This window comes from Bacillus cereus group sp. MG20 (genome assembly GCF_040459885.1).
In the GTDB taxonomy this organism is placed as follows: Bacteria; Bacillota; Bacilli; order Bacillales; family Bacillaceae_G; genus Bacillus_A; species Bacillus_A cereus.
This window is the reverse complement of the sequence record NZ_JARVHF010000001.1, coordinates 1,046,693-1,068,516: the sequence shown is the minus strand read 5'-3', so window position 1 is coordinate 1,068,516 and position 21,824 is coordinate 1,046,693. Positions and strand designations below refer to the sequence as shown.

The window sequence follows — 21,824 nt, the reverse complement described above, 5'->3', positions numbered from 1 at the left end:
GGAGGAGGAAAAAAATGAAAGTGTTTATGAATTTAGCGTGGTTTTTTAAACAAGAAAAACGAGCATACATAACCGGAATTATTTTATTATTTGGCGTTGCACTTTTAGAACTTGTAGCACCAAAAGTAATTGGAATCGTTGTAGATGAAATTAATGATGGAACATTGACGACCAATAAGTTACTAAATTGGGTTGTACTATTAGTAATTGTAGGTATTACGATGTACATATTACGTTACATATGGCGTATTATGATTTTCGGGTCTTCGTTAAAATTAGCTCGCCAATTACGAAAAAATTTATATGAACATTTTACAAAGATGAGTCCATCTTTCTATCAGTCAAATCGAACAGGTGATTTAATGGCACATGCGACCAATGATATTCAAGCGATCCAGCAAACTGCTGGAGCGGGTGTTTTAACGCTTGTTGATTCATTAGCTGTTGGGGGATGTGTACTCGTAGCGATGGGTTTTACAATTAGTTGGAAGTTAACATTGTTAAGTTTAATTCCGATGCCGATTGTAGCCATTTCGACAAATTATTATGGAACGTTATTACATAAAAGGTTTCATAAAGCACAGCAATCATTTTCGGAAATTAATGATAAAGTGCAAGAGAGTATGAGTGGAATGAAAGTGATTCGATCGCTTGGACAAGAGAAAGAAGATTTGCAGGCGTTTCGAAAAAAATCAGAAGATGTTGTGCATAAAAATGTGTTAGTTGCACGTATTGATTCGTTATTTGATCCGACAATCGCTCTTATCGTTGGATTTTCTTTTTTAATTGCAGTATGTTACGGATCGGTATTAGTTGTAAGAGGTGAATTAACAGTAGGTGATCTCGTTACATTTACGACATATTTAGGTACCCTCGTTTGGCCAATGTTAGCGTTTGGATGGTTGTTCAATATTATGGAGCGTGGGCGTGCTTCATATGACCGTGTAGAAAAAATTCTTTCACAAAAATCAGATGTAGTAAATAGAGAAAATGCTGTACATACGATAGCGAGCGGTAATGTTTCGTTTGCCGTTGATTCATTTTCGTATAAGAAAAATGAACTGTTACATTTAAACGATATTCACTTTGATTTGAAGAAGGGCGAAACGCTAGGAGTTGTAGGACGTACAGGTGCAGGGAAAACGACTTTATTAAAATGTTTAATCCGTGAGTATGATCATTTTAATGGTGAATTAAAAGTTGGGGAGCGAGATATTCGAGATTTAACACTTCATGGTGTCCGTTCTGCCATTTCATATGTGCCACAAGATCATTTTTTATTTTCAGCAAGTATTGGTGAGAATATCGCCTTTGGAAAGGCGGATGCTACATATAATGAAATTACCCAAGCTGCAGATATTGCTTGTATTCATAATGATATCCTCCAATTTTCAGAAGGATATGAAACATTAGTAGGGGAAAGAGGCGTTTCGTTATCTGGTGGTCAAAAACAGCGAATCTCTATTGCTCGTGCTTTATTAACAAATGCTGAAATTTTAATTTTGGACGATTGTTTATCAGCGGTAGATGCAAAAACAGAAGAGACAATTTTAAGTGCCTTAAAGAGGGAAAGAGCAGGGAAAACGACGATTATTACTGCACACCGATTAAGTGCAATTCAGCATGCCAATCTTATTCTTGTTGTTGATGAAGGTAGAATTGTACAAAGAGGTACACATGAGGAATTAATGAAGGAAAACGGCTGGTACAAGGAAATGTATGAAAGCCAGCAATTAGAAGCTTTAGTCGAGAAAGGAGGCGTATGATGGTAGAGAAGAAGCGAAGTGATTTAAGTAGATTGCTTTCTTATATGAAGCCATATAAAGGGTTGCTATCTTTAGCGTTTATCTTTTTAGTTGGTGCGACAGTAACGGAAATGATGGGGCCTTTTTTAATTAAACAATTCCTCGATGAACACCTAGTACCGCGGGATTTTGAACGATCAGCACTCGTTACTTTATTTGTAATTTACATAGTTGCTCATTTATTAAAAGTATTATTTACGTATTTAAATCTATTGTACTTTCAGAACATTGCTTTTAAGATTGTTCAAGATATGCGAGTTGAAGTATATGAACATGTTCAAAAGCTATCATTAAGTTTCTTTGATCGTACGCCAATTGGTACGCTCGTATCTCGTATAACGAATGATACGGAAGCGATTAAAGATTTTTATGTCAGTGTATTATCAACATTTGTGAAAAATGTAGTCTTTTTAGTAGGTATTTTAATAGCGATGTTTTTATTAGATGTAAAATTAGCGTTATTTTCTCTCGTATTAATTCCGATAATGTTCGCGATTATGGTATTATATCGCCGGAAAAGTGCAGCTTTTTATTTAGAAGTACGTAATCAACTAAGCGTGTTAAATGCAAAATTGAACGAGTCCATACAAGGAATGAATATTGTTCAAGTGTTCAGACAAGAAAAACGTATGAGAAAAGAGTTTGAAGAAGTGAATAATAAACATTATAGTGCAGGGCGACGTACATTGAAGTTAGACGCATTACTTTTACGACCAGCTACGGATTTAGTACATATTGTAGCTATTGCTTTAGTACTAGGTTTATTTGGGATTGATGCTTTAAAGAGCCCTGTTGAAGTAGGAGTTTTATATGCTTTTGTTAACTATATACATCGTTTCTTCCAACCTGTAAATGAGATGATGATGAAATTGTCCTTTTTCCAACAGGCACTTGTTTCGTCATCACGTGTATTTCATTTAATGGACGAGAAAGATTTAGCACCGGTTCAAAAAGGCAATGAGAATCCTCAAGTTGTGGATGGAGATATTGAATTTAAAAATGTTACTTTTTCGTATGATGGAAAGCGTGACGTTTTAAAAAATGTATCATTTCACGTGAAACAAGGGCAAATGGTTGCTTTTGTTGGGCATACTGGTAGCGGAAAAAGTACGATTATGAATTTGTTAATGCGATTTTATAATCTTAAGTCAGGAAATATTGTAATAGACGGTGTAGATTTAGAAAAATTTGAAGAACGAGAAATTAGAAAGAAAATAGGACTCGTATTGCAAGATGCATTTTTATTTGCTGGAAATGTAAAGCAAAATATTCGTATGTATAATGAAGAAATTACGGATGAAGAAGTAAAAGAAGCTGCTCGATTTGTGCAAGCGAATACGTTTATTGAAAAGTTACCAGAGCAGTATGAAACAGAAGTAGTAGAAAGAGGTGCAGCATTTTCAAGCGGTCAACGACAATTAATTGCTTTTGCTAGAACGATAGCAACGAATCCGAAAGTATTAGTATTAGATGAAGCAACAGCTAATATCGATACAGAAACAGAAGAGGCTATTCAAACAGCGTTGCAACAAATGCGAAAAGGTAGAACGACGATAGCCATTGCGCATAGGTTATCTACAATTCAAGATGCAGATCAAATTTTTGTGATGCATGATGGAGAGATAGTAGAAAGAGGAACACATCAAGAATTACTAAGTGAGCAAGGTTTGTATTATAATATGTACTTGTTACAAAATAAAGGGAGTTTGCAAAAGGCCTTGTAAATACAAGGTCTTTTTTATTTTGTATACAAAATATATTTACTCTTTGTTTCTATAGCATAAATGTCGTGTCCTCTTATGAAACTTGTACATATTGTATGTATACGAAGTAAAAAAATTGATAGGAGATTTTATATGCAAAACAGATCGAGTTCAAATGTTACGTTTATTGATGTGTCTCATTGGGAAGAGAATATTGATTGGAATGCAGTGAAGGCATCTGGAATTCCAGCAGCGTATGCAAAAGCGACAGAAGGTGTAAATTACATTGATCCTACTTTTACTAAAAATGTACAAGCAGCCCGAAGTGCGAATGTATTAATTGGTGCATACCATTTTGCACGTCCAGAACAAAATGATGCAATTTCAGAGGCGAAATATTTTGTGAGTATATTACAAAGTAACCAGACAGACTTAATGCCAGTTCTGGATTTAGAATCACCAAAAGATCCGAGTAATAGTAATTTAACTGGTAGCGCTATATCGAATTGGGCAAGAAGCTTCATAAATTATGTGAAACAGGCTACTGGAAAAGATGTAATGTTATATACAGGAGTTTGGTATATTAATGAGTTCGGAATTAGCGGATTAAGTGATATTCCACTTTGGATTGCTAAATACTCGAGTACACCGCCTGCTGATGCTGGTGGATGGACAGCGTGGACAGCATGGCAGTACACAGATTCTGGACAAATTTCAGGTGTAGGAAATTGTGATGTATCAGCTGCAGTTTCACTAGAAGCTTTACAAGGGAATGGAGCAAGTGGTGGAGGGAATGTTTCTCCGCCTAATAATGCAACTCCAGTGTACGGGGTTGCTATAATTAATGGAGATAATGTGAATTTGAGAAGTGGACCATCTTTGCAGTCTAGTGTAATTCGCCAATTGAATCGTGGCGAAACATATGAAGTTTGGGGAGAACAAGATGGATGGCTTTGTTTAGGGACAAATCAGTGGGTATATAATGATCCGAGTTATATTCAGTATAAACATTATGTGGCGACTATTACTGGTGATAATGTAAATTTACGTGACGCTCCATCATTAAAAGGAAATGTTATAAGACAGTTACATCATGGTGAATCGTATCGAGTATGGAGTAAGCAAGATGGATGGCTTTGCTTAGGGACAAATCAATGGATATACTACGATCCAAGTTATATTCAGTATGGTGTACAATAGAGTGAAAATAAAAGGTGCCCCGTCAGAGGTGCCTTTTATCCCGCATTAACTGGTGGTAAGACCCCCACCTCAAAATTCAGCGGAAGCAAAGAAGTTAGGGGGGATCAATTGCCAGTAAACGCCCGATTGGTTCAACTAATAATCAGTGGGGAAGGAACAAAACCCCCCACTGATTAAAGTTTCACTTTATTAAAAATATACAACTTTTACAAAGTCTATATCGAAACCATAGTATACTATAGTAGATATATTTTAAAAAAATAATAGAAAATGAAATAAAGGGGTAAAAATATGAATTATGTGCTAATAGGTGCGGTTTTAATATTATTAGCTGTAGTATTTGTGCTGTTTTATAAAAATAAACAGTTAGAATCAGAGAGTCAGCAAGTAGAATTTGAAAAGAAACAAGCAATTGAAACATATGAAAACGAAATTGCAGCTACGGTGATAGAGCATAAAGAACAACAAAATAATTTGAAAAATATGGAACAGAAAAAATACAATGATTTACAAGTAAGTGCAAATAGAGAAATTGAAAATATGCGTATGATGAAAAATCAATTAGCTATGCAACATAGTAAAGAACGTAGTGAAATACAAAATAAACATAATAACGAAATACATATGTTTCAAAAATTAATTGCAAATTTACGAGAATATACTAAAAACGGCGCTGAAATGAATACGTACGAAACATTACATTATATGAAGCGAGGATTCATAGAGCAAGGCATCATATTAGATGCTGAAATTGAAATCATGCCGAATGTTTTTATTAAAAATAATAGTGAAATAAACGATAATCGAATCCATCATCTCATCTTGTGCAAAACTGGTATTTATCTACTTGAGACGAAAGAATGGGAAGAGAAATTAATTCATGGTTTAACGAAAGAAAATGCTGGTATATATTCATTTATGATTGATGAAATGGGTAAGTATCAACAAGAAGTTGAAAAAGAAGAGACATTTGAATATATAGTAGGTAAAGATTCGTCAACTATGCAAGTGAAAAATGAAGGAAATCCAGTATATAAGGCGAAGAAACTATCTCAAATTTTATACAATTGTTTGAAAGAAATGCAGGCTAATAGTATAAAAGAAAAGGTAAAACCAGTTGTATATTTTTATAATGAAAATGGAAAAGAAATAATAGATCTTTCTAGTGAGGAAACACCTAGATTAAAAGATCGGGAGCAAATTGTAACGTTCTTCAGAAATGAAATCTTAGCAGGGAAAGTAGTATATACAGTGCAAGAATTAGAACAGATTCGAGAAATGATTAGCCGGATGAATTATATAGTGAGTTAAAAGGGGAGATCTCTCTGAACGCTATGCTACGTGGCATTTTGTATGTCTATTTTTGTTTGTATATAGTAATGTACATTCTATTTATATTCGTCATTGATATGGTCCATATACCCTTAAGTGTAAGGAGCATTTTTGTAGTATTCATACCATTTGTTTTATTAGTCATGATTCAAAGGGCTATTTTATATGTTTCTAAAAATCGTAATGAAGAAAAGAAGCAAATGTTGGGGGGGTAATAGTAGCACTCATACCATTAATAGTATGCACTGTACAACTAAGTGTAAATGAATATACATCAAAGTTTAATCAAAATAGATGGTTAAATCATGCAGATAAGCGGGTATATATGGTAGATGATCTATTACAAAAATATAAATTAATAGGGAAATCAAATGAAGAAATTATACAATTATTAGGGGCTCCAACGGAAACGAGAAGTGGGGAAGAAGGAGTTACCACTTTGTATTATCTTGGGACTGAACGTGGCTTTATTCCAATAGATAGCGAACAGCTTGTTTTCCAATTTGATAGAGGTGGAAAAGTCATGGAATATACGGTGCATAAAGATTAAAGAAACGTAGAGGGAAGCTATATGTTATAGCTTCTTTTTTATTTTTCAATATGTCACGGAAGGGGGAGAAGGTTTTTGAGTGGAATAAGGAATGAAAGCGGAGGTGATGCATATATATAGATGCATTGGGTGATTATTAGTCCGATTGGTGAGGGGTAATAATTAATAAGTACGGACAAAAACCCCACTCATTAAAGTTTCACTTTATCATATTGTATAAATGAAAAGGAGGTAAGACGGTGAAAGCAATCCCGACTGATGTCCTGAGTAAAGAATTGATGGAAAGAGAAGGAGTTATCTCTATTACAGTAAAGGAATTTGAAAAGATAGAAGTAGCTGGAGTGGTGGTCGCTGGTCCAGCAGTTATTTTGATTAATCAAGATTAAGTACATATCATTGAAATAAAAAGCATCCATCTAGGATGCTTTTTATTTGTATGTAAGGATAAATATGATGGATAATTGTGTTACTGGAGGGAAAGTCTGTGGCAATAATTATAACAATGTTAGTAATGGGTATTTTATTAGGATTTGTTGGAGCTGGAGGAGCTGGGTTTATTATCGCGATACTCACTTTAGTATTCCAAATCCCTATTCATGTTGCTCTTGCAACATCTTTAACTGCAATGGCATTTACGACATTATCAGGTGTTGTAAGTCATTACCGTGAAGGCAATGTTGCACTTATTATAGGCGGGATTGTTGGGGGATTTGGCGCAATTGGCTCTTATATTGGTTCTAAATTTGGTTCACTTATACCAGCACATCTTCTTCATTGGTTTACAGCTGGGATGTTATTTTTATCGGCAATTTTTATGTTTATTAAATTAATTATGTTCCAAAACAAAGAAAAGTCGTCTTTATATAAACATAAAGAGTTTTCCGTGAACTACTTGTTGAAATGTGTATGCCTTGGATTAGTTACTGGAATGATGGCTGGTTCATTTGGGATTGGTTCTGCACCGTTTATTCAACTTGGATTAATGGTTCTATTGGGACTTACGATTCAGCAATCTGTAGGGACAACAATGCTTGTTATATTACCGATTGCAATTGGAGGCGGGATAGGATATAGTTCGGAAGGATATTTAGATTATATATTGTTATTACAAGTATTGATTGGGACCATGTTAGGGGCATACATTGGCGCGAAGTTTACAAATTATGCACCGCGAACGCTTTTGAGGTTTTCGATGATTATGACACCGGTTTTAGCTGGTTGTATGCTATTGATGGAATAAAGTGAAATTATAATCAGTAGGGGGTTACTGCTTACAAATAGCAGGATAAAATTAATATAGCAAACTATTAATATATTTTACGAATGAATTATATAGGTAATTCATATTTCCCATATAAAAGGATTTGTTTTAATATTATGAGTGTAAAGTTCGAGTATTCGAAGTACTACTTGAATTATATCCCTATCCCTTTTCTAAAAATGCGAACAAGTTTTGCCCTATTCTATTCAATAGTTAATTGCATAGAAATATATTGTTCGATGACCATTATGGAACGTACATAATGGGAAAATCCCGATCCTTAAAGAGGATGCCCCTAATCTTCATGTGAAAATATGATCGGATATGAAAGCTGACCAATTTATGGTCAGCTTTCTTTTTGTTCGAAAATTATTTCTTCTTTAATTTCTGTTTGCAATAATACAGTTTTTCCGAAGCGACGTTTGCATTCCGCGCGCACTTTTTCAAGGGCTAGTAGCTGAGTAGTGGCGGGAACTGTGACAATAGCTTGGCGAGGTTTTCGATTTTCTTCACAAAAGACACATTCCACAACATAATTAGAAATCATATTTTCATCCTTCCAGTTTTAATTTCTAAGAAGGGATTGTCTATGAAGTTGATGTAATTTTTCGTCATTGTTTTATTATTTTCCTCTTTTTTTCAAGGGGAAAATAATAAAGAAGGCGAATTTTAGTAGGGGAGGGATGTTTATGGAGAGATGGATAGGTAGTGCAGCGGTATGTGTAAATGAAAAAAATGAAGTTTTAATGGTATTGCAGGGCAAAGAGGGAGAAGAAAAAAGGTGGTCTGTCCCAAGTGGAGGACTTGAAAAGGGAGAGACACTAGAAGAATGTTGTATCAGGGAAGTTTGGGAAGAAACAGGTTACAATGTGGAAGTTGTAAATAAAATATATGAAAAAGAGGGTATTACATACGGTGTTCCAGTGTATGTCCATTATTATTTTGTTAAACAAATAGGCGGTAATATGAAAATCCAAGATCCTGATGAGTTAATACATGAAATTGCTTGGAAAGGGATACATGAAGTTGAACAATTGTGTTTAGCTTTTCCAGAGGATTATGAATTGCTGTGCCAATATATAGATAAAGAAGCAAGTATGTAAATACTTGCTTCTTTAATGTATCCAAGATAAGAAAAGCGGAACGATAACTAAACTAGCGCCTGCTGTTAAAAGCATAGATAAACTTGCAATTGTTCCTTCCACAGGACCGATTTCGAATGCTTTTGATGTACCGGTTCCATTTGCGCTTGTTCCTAACATAATACCTTTTGCGATTGCTGTTTTAATACGGCAAATACGTATGAGAGAAGGGCCGAGCAATGCTCCTGTTAAGGCAGTTAAAACGACAAATACAGCAGTTAATTGTGACATACCACCAATCATTTCTGAAATAGCCATTGCGATTGGTGTTGTTACGATATGTGGCGCTAAACTATGTTCTAGTGATGAATCAATTTGAAAATAATTTGCTAGTAGTGCTGAAGTAATGACTGATAAAAACGAACCGACAATGACATTAAGTAAGATAGCCATTCCATGTTTCTTTAATAAATCAAAGTATTTATAGATTGGCCATGCAAAAGCAACTGTTGCGGGCTTTAATAATTCAGTTAACCAGTGACCACCAGATTCATATGTTTCATAAGGTGTATCTAATCCGAGCAATAAAGCAATTAAAATAATGGGACAGACGAGAAGAGGAGAAAGTAGACTCCAATTCCAACGTTGATACATTTTTTTTGATAGCCAATATGTGAATAGTGTTAATAGTAAACAAAGAAATCCGATCATTGCGTTGATCCTTTCCGCTTTAGTAGCAATTCTGTTAAAAGTCCTGTAACTAAGGTAACGCAAAGAGTGCTAATCATAATAATTAAAATGAGATCGATTCCATATTGTGTTAGTGTATCTCTGTAACGTATGACAGCGACTGCAGAAGGGATGAAAAATAAAATAAGTTCTTTTAATAAAAAATCTGCTCCGTCCTGTATCCATTCTTTTTTAACTAGGTTAAATTTTAATGAAATTAATAATAAAAAAATACCGATTATACTTCCTGGAACTGGGAGGTGTGCCTGTTTTGCAATCCATTCACCTGTCCAAGCGAAACAAAATAGTAATAAAATTTGTCCGCTTAACTTCCACCATTTCATACAGTAACCACCTCTTTCTTTTTTTACATAAAAATTGTAAAAAAGAATTAACAATTTCTACTATACGTTCATTCAAAATATTTGTCTAATATATAAATTATATGTTATTAATATATTAGACATATTAATCGAAAGTGAAAAGGGTGTCCAAAAATGGAATTACGGCATTTGCAATATTTTATTGTTGTGGCAGAAGAGTTACACTTTGGACGGGCGGCTGCTCGTTTACAAATGACACAACCACCACTTAGTCAACAAATACAGCAATTAGAAAAAGAAATGGGAGTTACATTATTTTCAAGAACGAAAAGAAAGGTTGAACTAACAGAAGCAGGAGAAATGTTTTTAAAAGAAGTAAAAAAGGCGTTTGAACAAATTGAAAAAGCAGTAGAAGTTGCACAAAGTGCGCAAAGGGGAGAAGTAGGATCACTTTCAATTGGTTTTGTAGGTGCGGCGATATATGATATTTTACCATCAATTGTTAGGGAATATAGAAAAAAATTTCCGAGAGTGTCTGTTGCATTACATGAATTGTCAACACCAGATCAAGTTCATGCACTTCATGATAACCGTATCGATATTGGCTTTTTACGTCCACCAATTCCAACGCAATTATTAGAATTAGAGCCAATTCAAAGGTTATCATGCACCTTATGTTTACCAAAGGCACATCCACTTGCAGAGAAAGATGAAATACATATAGAAGATTTACGAGATGAGCCGTTTGTATTTATTACGAGACCAGTATGGCCAGCTTTGTATGATACAATTTTATCTCTTTGCAGAGAAGTTGGATTTAGTCCGCGTATTGTACAAGAAGCAACAGAGTATCAAACAGTTATGGGGCTTGTAGCAGCAGGGATTGGAATTACAGTAATACCCGTGTCGGCAAATAAGTTATATAAAACAGAAGTTGTATATAAAGAGTTATATGATTCTAATTTTGTTGCAGAAATGTCAGTGGCTTACAAAAAAATGAATAGTAATCCAGAGCTGCTAGAGTTTTTAAAAATTGCAAGAGAGAAGAAAAGAATAGAAGTAGAAGATGAGCAATAGTAGTAACAGAATATGGATTTAATTCAAATCCATAAAAGTACACCTTATTAAACAATAAAGCGGAAATGCAACTTAAGTTGCATTTCCGCTTTATTGTTCTTTTTTTAGCTCGATACTAAATAGATAAACGTGTTCATTTTTTTTTAAGAGTAGATCAATACCTGTTTCTTCATCAATGGTAGGAACGCTTACAGTTTCTTTACTGGTTTGGATTACAGCAGCTAAAGTTGTTTTTTGATTGTATTTTAAATTTTTTATAGATTGGATTGTAGTAGTTGCAGAGCTATTTACGCTTGGTGGCGCTTCTTCAGGAACAAGTGTTGAACCACCTTCAATATTCAGATACCACTGCCTTTTTTCTTGTATATCTTTATCGAATTGGAAATGTGGTGGTAAAAAAGAAAGCTTTACTTTCTTTTTTGAAAAATGTGAGGTAGCTATATTAGCAATTTCTTTTGTTTTTTTACCATTGTTATAATAATCAATTGTAGCATTTATTTCATCTTTATCATTTTTAAGAGTAACGTTATAAAACATGCTATTTCCTTCTTGAAAAGGAGTCATTTGTAAAATAGAAGCTTGCTCTTTTGTTAATTTGTATGGCTCAACAATGGCAACTTCATTGTTTTTTATTTGGCTACAACTTGTGAGTAATAATAAACACAAGATTGATAGTAATTTTATACGCATGCAATCTCCTCCTTTTTACAATTATATTCTAAATGTGATTTTTTATCATTTCGTTTTCTAGGACTAAAGACTTAGAAGAAATTCCGATTGTAGTGCGATGTTTAAAATGTCATATTTTTATACACTAGTAGTATAGAATGCGTATGTAATAAGGTAGGGGAAGAATTTTATGTCTTTATGTCGGTTAGCGAGAAAAAATATTAGAACATTTGCTACCAAAAGGATGAAGCAATTTATGTGGATTGCTATGAGTACTATGATTTTGTTTTTTATGATATCGTTACAATTTAATGAAGGAGCTATTTTGAAAGTAGGGGATGCATTTGTATTTCAAATGTATTTTTACACACTGTTTATTGTACTAATTTTCATATGTATTTTTACTACATATAAAATGATGTACTCCCTTTTGCTAGTGAGGAGAGAGGAGTTTATATCTTATGTAGCAGAAAATATGAAAAGAAAAGAGGTACTATGTGTATTATGTCAGGAGCAATTATTCATTTATGGAGCAGCATTTGTTTTTGGATTAATTAATGGGATGCTATTTTTGAAATTATTCACGGTTATCTTTATGAAAATCGCAGGGATACAAGGAATAAATAGTGCGCCAATTACAATATATGCAGTTGTAATTATTAGTGTAATTATGGTGACTGTCGTTTTAATATCGATGATGCAATGTTATCGATTTGTTCGAAGTTTAAAAGATGAAAATTCGTTGCGGTTTAAAGAAAGGGCATGAGAAATCATGCTTTTTTCTATTTTACACGTAAAAATAATCATGTTACAGTGAAAAGACCTGACAAAGAATGGGAAGGAAAGGTTGTATAGAATGACAAATGAACAATCAATTGTAAAAGTCGATCGGTTAACGAAGCGAATCGGCTCAAAGACACTTGTACAAAATATTAGTTTTGAAGTGAAAAAAGGCGAGGTTGTCGGTTTACTCGGACCAAACGGTGCTGGAAAAACGACTTTAATGAGAATGATGGTTGGTATGATCCGTATGACAGAAGGTGAAGTATGGATTGATGGTCAATCTGTGAAACAGCAATTTGAAAAAACCGCTGCGAAAATTGGGGCGGTAATTGAGACACCCGAATTTTATCCGTTTTTGAGCGGGTATGAAAATTTAACATATTTCGGACGAATGAATGGTAATGTGACCGAAGGGCGTATCGATGAAGTAGTGAAATTGTTAGGAATGGGACAAGTAATTAATCGTAAAGTAAAGGCATATTCACTCGGCATGAGACAACGTTTAGGAATCGCTCAGGCGCTTATTCACGATCCGGATGTGTTGGTACTAGATGAACCGACGAATGGATTAGACCCTAGTGGAATACATGAAATGAGAATGTACATAAAAAAAATTGCACATGAACAAGGAAAAGCTGTACTTGTATCAAGTCACTTACTTTCAGAAGTTGAATTAATGTGTGACAGAGTTATCATTATTCAGCACGGGGAATATGTGGCTACGCAAAATATTCAGCATAGCCAAAGCGAAGAGATGGAGACGATCCGTATACGTGTAGATGATGCGAATAAAGCAGCGGAAATATTAGGGCATGATGTTTTAGTAAAAGATAATGAATTACTTATTAATGTAAAAGATGAAGAAATCCCAAATGTTATTCGTACATTGCTTGAGAAAAATATTCAAGTGTATCGTGTATATGAAGAAAGAAAAACGTTAGAAGAGCAATTTTTAGAATTAACAGGGGGAAAAGATATTGTTTAATTTAGTATATAACGAACTGTATAAAATATTTAAGCGGAAGCGAACGATTATTCCATTTGCGGTTATTGCAGTATTAATAATCGGATTAGGGTGGGTTACGGTAAAGTATTTTGAACCGGAAACAAAAGGATGGAAAGTAGATTATACAGAACGTACTGTAGAAATTGAGAAAAAGCTTGGCATGAAGAAAGAAGCTATTTTAGCAGAAAAATCAGGGGATGAGCTTGTAAAAGAATACCAGCTTAAGATGAAGCATTTAGATACAGATACAGCACCGGCAAGCAGTTCTCCACTTTCTTTCATGAGAGATACAGGTTTTATCGTATTTCCAATTTTGCTCCCATTTATCCTCGTGTATGCAAGTACAATTTTTGCGAATGAATATAGCTGGGGAACATATAAATTTTTAACGATACGACCAGCGAGTCGCTTTAAAATTTTAACAGCAAAATTTTTAGCAATCGTTATATTTGCAGCTTTATTATTTATATTTAATATGTTCTTCTCTGCTTTATATGGACTTGTTATTTATAAATTCCAACAGCCTGCATGGAGTGAGTTTATTTTCCAAGATGGAAATATAATAAAACAAAACATTTTTGTAGAAGCAAGTAAATATTATGTTTTATCGTGGTTACCAACGGTTGTGTACGCATCGTTTGCATTTATGATTTCTGTGTTAACGAGATCTAGTGGAGGTGCAATTGGTATTTCACTATTCCTTGCTTTATCAGGCAATATTGCGTTATTAGCAGCCACTAGATATAACTGGGCGAAATATTTATTGCCAGCAAACACAGATTTATATAGTATTTCAAAGAATGGAAGTTTTATTGATGGAGTAACATTCCCGTTTGCATCATGTATGTTGCTACTTTATTTGTTCGTATTTTTATGTATTTCATATACTGTGTTTTTAAAACGTGATTTAACTTAATAAGAAAAGCCGTTCAGGGTGCTGAGATGCACTTTGAACGGCTTTTTTTATGAGAATTGTTTAAGTGCTCTTTCGGCTAGTAAAGCAAAGTATTCTGCACTTATAGGCAATGCCTCTTCATTAATTGTAAAAGCAGGATGATGCCATTCATGTGTACCGCTCGTTCCCATAAAGACGAATGAACCTGGTATTTCCTGTTGGTAAAATGAGAAATCTTCTCCAGCCATTGACGGACTAGGCGAGATGATATTAAGATTCATCTTTGTGGCAACTTGAGTAGATAAGTCTGTAAGAGCTTTATCGTTGTGAACAGCAGGAGGACCTGAATAAAAACGGAATTTCGTTTTTACACCTAATGCATCAGATACACCTTTAATAATACGCTCCATGAGTGCTGGAATCTTTTCACGTGTTTCAGCTTGGAACGTGCGAATCGTTCCTTCTAACGTAGCTTTTTCAGGAATCACGTTCCACGTATTTCCTGCATGAATATTTGTAACACTAACAACCGCATTATGAGATGAACTTATATTTCGGCTTACAATTGTTTGCAGTGCCATCACAATTTGAGAGGATGCGACAATAGGATCTACGCCAGCATCTGGTACAGCCGCGTGTGTACCAACTCCGTGAATTTCAATTTCAAATCGATCAACTCCGGCCATCAGTGGACCATCTTTAATGCCAATTGTACCTACTGGTAAATCAGGTTTATTATGCATGCCGAAAATCGCTTGCACATTACGTAAATGTCCAGCATCAATAACTTTGCAAGCGCCATTACTACTTTCTTCAGCTGGTTGGAATATGAAGCGAATCGTTCCATTTAGGGAAGATTCTCTTTCTTTTAATAAGAAAGCAGTACCTAAAATAGCAGCTGTATGAAAATCGTGTCCACAAGCATGCATTTTCCCTCGTACTTTAGATGCATAGGACAAATGTGTTTCTTCTTGAATAGGAAGGGCATCAATATCAGCACGAACTGCTACAATTGGCCCGTTTTTATTACCAGACACTTCAGCGATAATTCCTGTTTCTAAATTGGAATCAATGATAGTAATGTTTTTTTCTTCTAACCAATTTTTTATTGCTTTTGTTGTTTCGAACTCTTCATATGATAGTTCTGGATACTCATGTAAATGTCGACGGATGGAAATAAGTTTTTCTTTTAGTTGATTTGAAATAGATACCATGTAGTATGCCTTCTTTCTTCAGCAAAATATTTACCATAAGTATACAACAATAAAAGAGAGGATTCTCAAATGAAAATCCTCTCTCGTTTATCCCATAAAAGCCCGATTGGTTCAACTAATTAAAGTTTCACTTTATGCTGCGACTTTTTTATGCGTATGATGTTTACGATAACGTCCACGCATTGCGTATGCAATTTGCGGGATTGCAATCCCAATTAATATAAGTGATACACCGAACCATTGTGAAGATAGTACAGCCTCTTTTAAAACGAATACGGACATAATTGTTGTAACTGGTAGTTCCGCTGCACCAAGAATAGTCGCTAAGCCAGAACCGATTTTTGGAATCCCGATTGTAAAGGCAATAGATGGAATGACGATACTAAATGTTCCTAATCCTAAACCGTATTTCCAAAGACCTTGAGAAATGGCACCATTAAAAATAAATGTTGGTGGGAATACAATCATGACTAAAGTTAAAGCACCAGTCATTAAGAGAACACCGCGCGGTAATGAAGGTACTTCAACAGCAACTTTTCCGCTCACGAAAATGTATGTTGCGAATGTAACAGCAGATAATAAACCTAAAATGATTCCAGTCGTATCGAAAGCACCTGCTGATTGTTCTAGTAAACCACTGGATAAAAATGTCCCTACAAGTAAGAAAATAACAGAAATAACTTTTTCTCTTGAAGGTAATGTTTTTGTTGCGACTGCTTCAATGATAATTCCGACCCAAACGAATTGGAATAAAAGAATAATTGCAATAGAAGCTGGTACAGTTTTTAATGAAGCATAATAAAAAATTCCGGTAAAACTTGCAGATGTTCCTGCAACGAATAAAAGTAATGCTTGCTTTAAAGGAACGCGATGTCTAGAAAATAGAAGTGTAATAGCAAGCAAAATAATCCAACCGAACAAATATTGGCTGCCAATTACCTCTCCAAGTGAAAATCCTTCTGCATATGCAAGCTTAACAAAAATAGCTAAAATTCCATAACTACACGCTCCTAATAAAACTAAAAGAGAATAACGAAGCATGAAAAATTCCTCCCATCTATATGAAGTTGTTCCGTATCGAAAATATATAACTAGAGGGAAGTATACAAAATTAGAAATAAAGGGTCAAATGAAAGAAAAGTATGACATTTTATAGAATAATAATAAAAGTATGATATTTATGCATAATCTTGAAATTATTAATAGTAGAAGTATTATAAAATCAACTTTGCATTGTATAGAGACAGCATTTGAAAAAAATATTTTTTAAACCAATATGTAAATAGGCGTACTAGTAGCGTGCTAATTATTTGAGAAACTATGTTACCTTTGTTATGTTAATAACAATTAAAGGAGTTTCATAATGCATTTGATTTTTTTCTATATAATAGAAGGAAATGAAAACGTTTTATTAGAAACTGTGAGGAAGTATGGTTTTTCTTATTACCACGTTGTAAAAGTGATTTCACGAATTGTTCATAGTATTTTTATGTGTTTTTGTTACAATATTTAGGGAGAGGAGTGGAATGATGCAAGATATTAGTATTTTTTTAGCGTTTGGCGCCGGGTTCTTATCATTTATTTCCCCATGTTGCTTACCGCTTTATCCGGCATTTTTATCGTACATAACAGGTATGTCGGTTTCTGAATTGAAAGAAGAAAATGCAATGCTTCGCAAAAGAAGTATGATACATACAGCGTTTTTCTTACTTGGATTTTCAATTATATTTATTGCAATTGGATTTGGTACAAGTTTTATTGGAGGAATCTTTACTGACTATAAAGATTTAATCAGACAGTTAGGTGGTATCTTTATCATCGTGTTCGGTTTAATTATTGTCGGGGTGTTTAAGCCGAAATTTTTAATGCAAGACCGTAAATTTACATTTAAAAATCGTCCAAGTGGCTATTTTGGATCAGTACTAATTGGATTAGCTTTTGCAGCAGGGTGGACGCCATGTACCGGACCAATTCTAGTGTCCGTAATTGGATTAGCAGCAACAAATCCAGAATCAGCAATGATATACATGATTGCTTACATACTTGGATTTGCTATCCCGTTTTTCGTACTGTCATTCTTTATTACGAAAATGTCTTGGATTAAAAGAAATAGTATGGCCTTCATGAAAGTCGGAGGATACATTATGATTGTTATGGGTGTCTTCCTATACTTTAACTGGATGACGAAAATTATCGTATATTTCTCAAGTTTATTTGGTGGTTTTACCGGTTTTTAGTATTATTCTGCGAAAATGTTGGAAATACTAACGGAAAAGCATATAATGAAAGTATATTTTGCATATAGCCACAAAAAAGGATGAGAAAATATGAACATAGTTGTTTTATCCAGTATCGTTGCTGTTTGTATGGCTGTCGGTGCGATGTTTATTCGTTTAAAAGCAGCTAAGAAACCTGCAACATTGAAAAAAATTATACTTCCACCATTTTTTATGAGTACGGGCGCATTGATGTATGTTTTTCCTGAATTTCGATTAACTCCAGCAGAAATGTTAGAAGCAATTGGTGTCGGTTTGATTTTCTCTATTTTTCTTATTAAAACATCTAAGTTTGAAATTAGAGGACAAGAGATTTATTTGAAGCGTTCAAAAGCCTTTGTTTTTATATTAATTGGATTACTTGTCGTGCGGATTGTATTTAAAACATACTTAAGCCAATCTCTTGATTTAGGACAACTTAGTGGCATGTTCTTCTTACTTGCGTTTGCGATGATTGTGTCATGGAGAATTGCAATGTATCGTTCCTTTACGAAATTACAGAAGGAAATGGAAAAAGAAGATGGTTTTTATAATGAAAAAGATATGAAGCTAACTTAAAAACTGTATATGTACTAAATAAAAAGACAGCGTTAAAGGCGCTGTCTTTTTTATCGAAAATAATATGGAGTTACTTTGCGAGTAAAGATTGATAGTTAGAATAATCAATCTTTTTTTCTTGTAGTTTTTTAATTAAAAATTTATGATCACGCTTTGGGGTGGCAATGATATATCCTTTAATAATTAAGTCTTGTGTAATTCGAGAGGCATTTTCTTGTAATGCAAGTTCCCCGATTTTTCCAGCGATCTTTGATTTTGCAACATCGCGAAATAGTTCTGGAACAGGGCTTACAAGCTCTTCTAACAATTGTTTTTGTTCGTCAGCCCATAAATGTCTCGTTTTATTTATGTAGTGTTCTTCCCAATCCAAAATGGACATGCCGTCTTCTTTTGGTAATCGTTTTAAAAATTTTCTGAACATAAAGTATCCACCGATAGACATAAGCCCTAATAAAATAACCGTCCATAATACAATGAACCAACTGAACCATCCTTCGAGCAAGCATATCCCCCCTTAATGATAGCGGTTTTCTTTTATTCATATTATATACAGTGAGATTCATAGAAAGCAAGAACGCTTGGTCATTTTGACCAAGCGTTATAGTTTAAACGAAGTATAGTTGTTCAACACATAAATTATTATTATCGTCTTCAACATACTCAATAATAAGTGTGCCAACTTTACGATCTTTATCTTCAGTTGTGAAAATAGAGTAAGAAGTAAAACGTGTTTTTGATAGGCCGCTTATATGTGTAGGTAAAGAAATGTAGTCGTTATCGCGGAAGAATTCCATCAGTTCAATATCCTCAAATTCTTTTCGGTCAACTTGTTTGTTTGTATAGCGGCGTTGAAGTTGTTTTAAAGACTCATTCCAAGAAATTGCTTTTGTGTCGTATACCATTGTTCTATCTCCTTACTGTATGTAATCATTAAGAACATACGTTCTAATTTAGTATACTCTTTTTATTCGAAAAGGGAAAGCAAAAAATAATGTAAGCTTGGATTTCCAAGCTTACATTATTGATGCGTCCGTCATAATCTCTATTTTTTATTATAAGTTAGATAGGAATAAGAAACAAGATGATATATATAATGTTGAGAGTTTTAAAAATTCTGTATATTATAGGTGTACTAAAGTGTAAGGGAATGAGAGGTATGGTATACGTAATTTCACTGCAAGGGCCGATGGCTAGCGGAAAAACAACATTGGCTAAAAGGTTAGAGAGATGTGGGCTTTCGGTTATATATGAAAATCCTTATCCAATTGTAGAAAAGCGAAAGCGATTAAATTTGGATATGAATTCAAAAGAAGGGTTTATCATAAATCAAAAAATGTTTATCGAAGCAAAAATTAAGGAGTTTCAAAATGTGAAAGGTTCAGTCGTAATTTTTGATCGCGGACCAGAAGACATTGAGTTTTTTACACTCTTTTATCCAACGATTATAGGGGAAGAGTGGGATATAGAAGCTGAATTGAAAGGTGAATTATATAAATTAAGAGAATGTCGTTCAGATGCCATTTTTTATTTAGATGTGACGAAAAAGAATGTATATGATAGAAAAAATAACGATAGGACAAGAAAACGAAGTACATTTGAGGAGCAATTTAAATTAGTAGAAACGGAAAAAGATTGGTATAAACAATTTCCTGTAACTTATTTGGATACGAATAGATTAACAGTGGACGATCTAGAGGTATATTTTATGTACTGGTTAAAGGAGAGAGGGCTATGAAAAAAATACTTTTATTTGTATACCCAACATTTGCAGAGTTTGAAATAACAGTAGCAACGGCATTGCTGAAAACGAAGTATGAAATCATAACAGCGGGCTTAACAAAAGAATTGATTATAAGTGAAACTGGGTTGCAAGTGCAGCCGCATATAGAAGTAAGTGAAGTATGTGTAGATGAGTATGAGGGGATACTTATTCCAGGTGGAGAAGAAGTACAGTTGGAAGATGCAAAATCTCTTTTTTCAATCATTCGTCAATTTCATGAACAAGAAAAATTAGTGGCGGCAATTTGCGCTGGACCGTATGCGCTAGCAAAAGCGGGCTTATTTAAGGGGATTTCTTATACTGCGACTATAGATTATCAAAAGTTCGATTGTTTTCCAATAGAAAATTTCGTGTATAAAGAAGTTGTGCAACACTCAAATATCATTACAGCACAAGGGCATGCATTTGTACCATTCGGAATAGCAATTGCCTCTTATTTTGGAGTGGCAGACGAACATAATACCAATTTTTATGGTGGTAAAGGCAATGTAGTAATGGAGAAACTTTTACGAGAAAACGTGTAAAAGCTAGCAAATGCTAGCTTTTTTCTTTTTGACATCGATAAATTGCTAACGTTTTCGGATCGCGCCATATACCGTTATGAAGTGATAATTCATTTTCTACTTCTTCTTTTAGCCATTCCTTCATTTCCGCGTGAAGATATGTATTATCAGGTATATTTAGCGACGGAAACATGCTAGAAATATAGTTTACTATTGGAGTAGCATGATGAAAAACGAGCGCATTATGAATAACTGTTTCTTCAACAGTTGGAAAAACGGATTGTAATATCTCTTTACCGTTTTCTAAACAAAATGGAGTGACTGATGATGTTGTTTTCGGTAAATCAAATGCGTCTAACATACGGTTACACATTTCAACTATACGAGGTAGTGTAACGCTAGAATTTGTTGTAGCTAAAAGTGAGCCGCCGGGACGAATTACTTTATGGAATCCTTGAATTGTTTTTTCAACATCTTTCATGTGATATAACATATGTCTTGCGATTATTAGGTCATAATAATTTGTTTCGAAAGGGAGTTTACTAGCATCCCCTCGTTTCCATTCTATTAAGTTATTTGTCTTAGCAGCCTCAGCAAGCATAGCTTCGGATTGATCCAATCCGGTTAATGGGCCTTTATGACCATTTGTTTGTAAAAGGGAAAGGAATTTTCCACTAGCACATCCAACCTCTAATATGTTTTCTTCCCCTTGAAGTTGTAAATGTTTAATGACAATCGTATCTAAATCTACGTGTTTTTCTTCGTAATGTGTATGTGTGTCGATGCGTGTTTGTAAATGGTTGCTAACGTTATATTGACGTTTTACATCATTCATTTTTTCACATTCCACCTTCGTGCAAAATTGCTGAATCGCATGTGTTAATACGTCGGTTTTCTTTAAACCTTCGTAATGGAGTGCAGTTTCAAACCTTGCAAGTAATTTTTCTTCAATTCGAAAATGAATATCTTTTCGCTTCGTCATTGAAATCTCGCCCCTTTGCCTCTGTTAGTGAGACTATAGCATGCTTGGAAAAATTGTGTAAATAATTTGTGTACACAAATGGAGGGGATGAAAAAA

25 protein-coding genes and 1 pseudogene are annotated in these 21,824 nt (G+C 34.2%); 17 read left to right on the top strand and 9 right to left on the bottom strand.

Annotation, left to right across the window (positions count from 1 at the left end; all coding sequences use genetic code 11):
- Positions 1 to 14: 14 nt before the first annotated feature.
- The 7 genes and pseudogenes from QCI81_RS05380 (at position 15) to QCI81_RS05350 (ending at position 7,830) form a co-directional block, all read left to right on the top strand.
- The gene (locus QCI81_RS05380) at positions 15 to 1,766 is read left to right on the top strand and encodes an ABC transporter ATP-binding protein (RefSeq protein WP_353810628.1); all 1,752 of its coding nucleotides are present in this window, start codon (positions 15 to 17) and stop codon (positions 1,764 to 1,766) included.
- The gene (locus QCI81_RS05375; protein WP_353810627.1) at positions 1,766 to 3,529 is read left to right on the top strand and encodes an ABC transporter ATP-binding protein; all 1,764 of its coding nucleotides are present in this window, start codon (positions 1,766 to 1,768) and stop codon (positions 3,527 to 3,529) included. Before QCI81_RS05380 ends, QCI81_RS05375 begins: the two co-directional genes overlap by 1 nt.
- A gap of 132 nt (positions 3,530 to 3,661) precedes the next feature.
- Positions 3,662 to 4,708 carry a GH25 family lysozyme gene (locus QCI81_RS05370; RefSeq protein ID WP_071731662.1) on the top strand — a complete coding sequence of 349 codons (1,047 nt, stop codon included), beginning with the start codon at positions 3,662 to 3,664 and terminating at the stop codon, positions 4,706 to 4,708.
- Between the two features lie 291 nt (positions 4,709 to 4,999).
- Positions 5,000 to 6,019, top strand: a complete 1,020-nt coding sequence (locus QCI81_RS05365) for an NERD domain-containing protein (protein ID WP_063548385.1) — start codon at positions 5,000 to 5,002, stop codon at positions 6,017 to 6,019.
- 23 nt (positions 6,020 to 6,042) lie between these two features.
- Positions 6,043 to 6,590: pseudogene (locus tag QCI81_RS05360) on the top strand (hypothetical protein).
- Positions 6,591 to 6,829: 239 nt separating this feature from the next.
- Positions 6,830 to 6,976 (top strand): BC1881 family protein, encoded by a 147-nt coding sequence (locus QCI81_RS05355; protein ID WP_000644411.1) that lies wholly within the window; start codon positions 6,830 to 6,832, stop codon positions 6,974 to 6,976.
- Positions 6,977 to 7,074: 98 nt separating this feature from the next.
- Positions 7,075 to 7,830 (top strand): sulfite exporter TauE/SafE family protein, encoded by a 756-nt coding sequence (locus QCI81_RS05350; protein ID WP_000974667.1) that lies wholly within the window; start codon positions 7,075 to 7,077, stop codon positions 7,828 to 7,830.
- Between the two features lie 367 nt (positions 7,831 to 8,197).
- On the opposite strand, the gene QCI81_RS05345 is transcribed toward QCI81_RS05350, so the two are convergent.
- Entirely contained in the window at positions 8,198 to 8,398 is a 201-nt protein-coding gene (locus QCI81_RS05345) for a DUF3903 domain-containing protein (RefSeq protein WP_000625226.1), read from the bottom strand.
- Between the two features lie 142 nt (positions 8,399 to 8,540).
- On the opposite strand from QCI81_RS05345, the gene QCI81_RS05340 reads away from it, so the two are divergent.
- A complete protein-coding gene (locus QCI81_RS05340; RefSeq protein ID WP_000442975.1) occupies positions 8,541 to 8,954 on the top strand; it encodes an NUDIX hydrolase in 414 nt (137 codons plus the stop codon).
- A 12-nt stretch (positions 8,955 to 8,966) separates the two neighbouring features.
- Here the strand turns inward: QCI81_RS05340 and QCI81_RS05335 are convergent, their stop codons facing one another.
- Both QCI81_RS05335 and QCI81_RS05330 read right to left on the bottom strand, forming a co-directional pair.
- Entirely contained in the window at positions 8,967 to 9,644 is a 678-nt protein-coding gene (locus tag QCI81_RS05335; protein ID WP_000578965.1) for an LrgB family protein, read from the bottom strand.
- Positions 9,641 to 10,006: a CidA/LrgA family holin-like protein gene (locus QCI81_RS05330; protein WP_000872365.1), complete on the bottom strand. Its 366-nt coding sequence runs from the start codon at positions 10,004 to 10,006 to the stop codon at positions 9,641 to 9,643. The genes QCI81_RS05335 and QCI81_RS05330 overlap by 4 nt, the downstream gene beginning before the upstream one ends.
- Positions 10,007 to 10,159: 153 nt before the next feature.
- Here QCI81_RS05330 and alsR point away from each other — a divergent pair, with 153 nt between their 5' ends.
- A complete protein-coding gene (gene alsR / locus QCI81_RS05325; RefSeq protein WP_098852927.1) occupies positions 10,160 to 11,062 on the top strand; it encodes an acetoin biosynthesis transcriptional regulator AlsR in 903 nt (300 codons plus the stop codon).
- 90 nt (positions 11,063 to 11,152) lie between these two features.
- On the opposite strand, the gene QCI81_RS05320 is transcribed toward alsR, so the two are convergent.
- On the bottom strand, positions 11,153 to 11,752 hold the full coding sequence (locus QCI81_RS05320) for a histidine kinase (RefSeq protein ID WP_071731659.1): 600 nt from the start codon (positions 11,750 to 11,752) through the stop codon (positions 11,153 to 11,155).
- A 169-nt stretch (positions 11,753 to 11,921) separates the two neighbouring features.
- Between QCI81_RS05320 and QCI81_RS05315 the strand changes: the two genes are divergently transcribed.
- The 3 genes from QCI81_RS05315 (at position 11,922) to QCI81_RS05305 (ending at position 14,436) form a co-directional block, all read left to right on the top strand.
- On the top strand, positions 11,922 to 12,497 hold the full coding sequence (locus QCI81_RS05315; RefSeq protein WP_071731658.1) for an FtsX-like permease family protein: 576 nt from the start codon (positions 11,922 to 11,924) through the stop codon (positions 12,495 to 12,497).
- A gap of 90 nt (positions 12,498 to 12,587) precedes the next feature.
- Positions 12,588 to 13,499: an ABC transporter ATP-binding protein gene (locus QCI81_RS05310; protein ID WP_071731657.1), complete on the top strand. Its 912-nt coding sequence runs from the start codon at positions 12,588 to 12,590 to the stop codon at positions 13,497 to 13,499.
- Positions 13,492 to 14,436, top strand: a complete 945-nt coding sequence (locus QCI81_RS05305; protein ID WP_071731656.1) for an ABC transporter permease — start codon at positions 13,492 to 13,494, stop codon at positions 14,434 to 14,436. Before QCI81_RS05310 ends, QCI81_RS05305 begins: the two co-directional genes overlap by 8 nt.
- Positions 14,437 to 14,483: 47 nt before the next feature.
- Here QCI81_RS05305 and QCI81_RS05300 read toward each other — a convergent pair whose 3' ends face one another.
- Complete coding sequence (locus QCI81_RS05300) at positions 14,484 to 15,629, bottom strand: M20 peptidase aminoacylase family protein (RefSeq protein ID WP_071731655.1); 1,146 nt, start codon at positions 15,627 to 15,629, stop codon at positions 14,484 to 14,486.
- Between the two features lie 132 nt (positions 15,630 to 15,761).
- Positions 15,762 to 16,670, bottom strand: a complete 909-nt coding sequence (locus QCI81_RS05295; RefSeq protein ID WP_000947043.1) for an EamA family transporter — start codon at positions 16,668 to 16,670, stop codon at positions 15,762 to 15,764.
- A 322-nt stretch (positions 16,671 to 16,992) separates the two neighbouring features.
- Between QCI81_RS05295 and QCI81_RS05290 the strand changes: the two genes are divergently transcribed.
- The 3 genes from QCI81_RS05290 to QCI81_RS05280 all read left to right on the top strand — a co-directional run bounded on the left by QCI81_RS05290 (position 16,993) and on the right by QCI81_RS05280 (position 18,463).
- Positions 16,993 to 17,142: a peptidase T gene (locus QCI81_RS05290; RefSeq protein WP_071731654.1), complete on the top strand. Its 150-nt coding sequence runs from the start codon at positions 16,993 to 16,995 to the stop codon at positions 17,140 to 17,142.
- A 16-nt stretch (positions 17,143 to 17,158) separates the two neighbouring features.
- The gene (gene ccdA / locus QCI81_RS05285) at positions 17,159 to 17,866 is read left to right on the top strand and encodes a cytochrome c-type biogenesis protein CcdA (RefSeq protein ID WP_001152676.1); all 708 of its coding nucleotides are present in this window, start codon (positions 17,159 to 17,161) and stop codon (positions 17,864 to 17,866) included.
- A 90-nt stretch (positions 17,867 to 17,956) separates the two neighbouring features.
- Complete coding sequence (locus QCI81_RS05280; RefSeq protein ID WP_001028640.1) at positions 17,957 to 18,463, top strand: CcdC family protein; 507 nt, start codon at positions 17,957 to 17,959, stop codon at positions 18,461 to 18,463.
- A gap of 70 nt (positions 18,464 to 18,533) precedes the next feature.
- Here the strand turns inward: QCI81_RS05280 and QCI81_RS05275 are convergent, their stop codons facing one another.
- Both QCI81_RS05275 and QCI81_RS05270 read right to left on the bottom strand, forming a co-directional pair.
- Positions 18,534 to 18,965 (bottom strand): DUF2621 domain-containing protein, encoded by a 432-nt coding sequence (locus QCI81_RS05275; protein WP_000889378.1) that lies wholly within the window; start codon positions 18,963 to 18,965, stop codon positions 18,534 to 18,536.
- Positions 18,966 to 19,068: 103 nt separating this feature from the next.
- The gene (locus QCI81_RS05270; RefSeq protein ID WP_000262400.1) at positions 19,069 to 19,365 is read right to left on the bottom strand and encodes a hypothetical protein; all 297 of its coding nucleotides are present in this window, start codon (positions 19,363 to 19,365) and stop codon (positions 19,069 to 19,071) included.
- A gap of 245 nt (positions 19,366 to 19,610) precedes the next feature.
- Here QCI81_RS05270 and QCI81_RS05265 point away from each other — a divergent pair, with 245 nt between their 5' ends.
- Positions 19,611 to 20,198 (top strand): AAA family ATPase, encoded by a 588-nt coding sequence (locus QCI81_RS05265; RefSeq protein WP_140157222.1) that lies wholly within the window; start codon positions 19,611 to 19,613, stop codon positions 20,196 to 20,198.
- The gene (locus QCI81_RS05260) at positions 20,195 to 20,767 is read left to right on the top strand and encodes a DJ-1/PfpI family protein (RefSeq protein ID WP_071731653.1); all 573 of its coding nucleotides are present in this window, start codon (positions 20,195 to 20,197) and stop codon (positions 20,765 to 20,767) included. Before QCI81_RS05265 ends, QCI81_RS05260 begins: the two co-directional genes overlap by 4 nt.
- Before the next feature lie 13 nt (positions 20,768 to 20,780).
- Here the strand turns inward: QCI81_RS05260 and QCI81_RS05255 are convergent, their stop codons facing one another.
- A complete protein-coding gene (locus QCI81_RS05255; RefSeq protein ID WP_071731652.1) occupies positions 20,781 to 21,728 on the bottom strand; it encodes a class I SAM-dependent methyltransferase in 948 nt (315 codons plus the stop codon).
- Between the last annotated feature and the right edge of the window lie 96 nt (positions 21,729 to 21,824).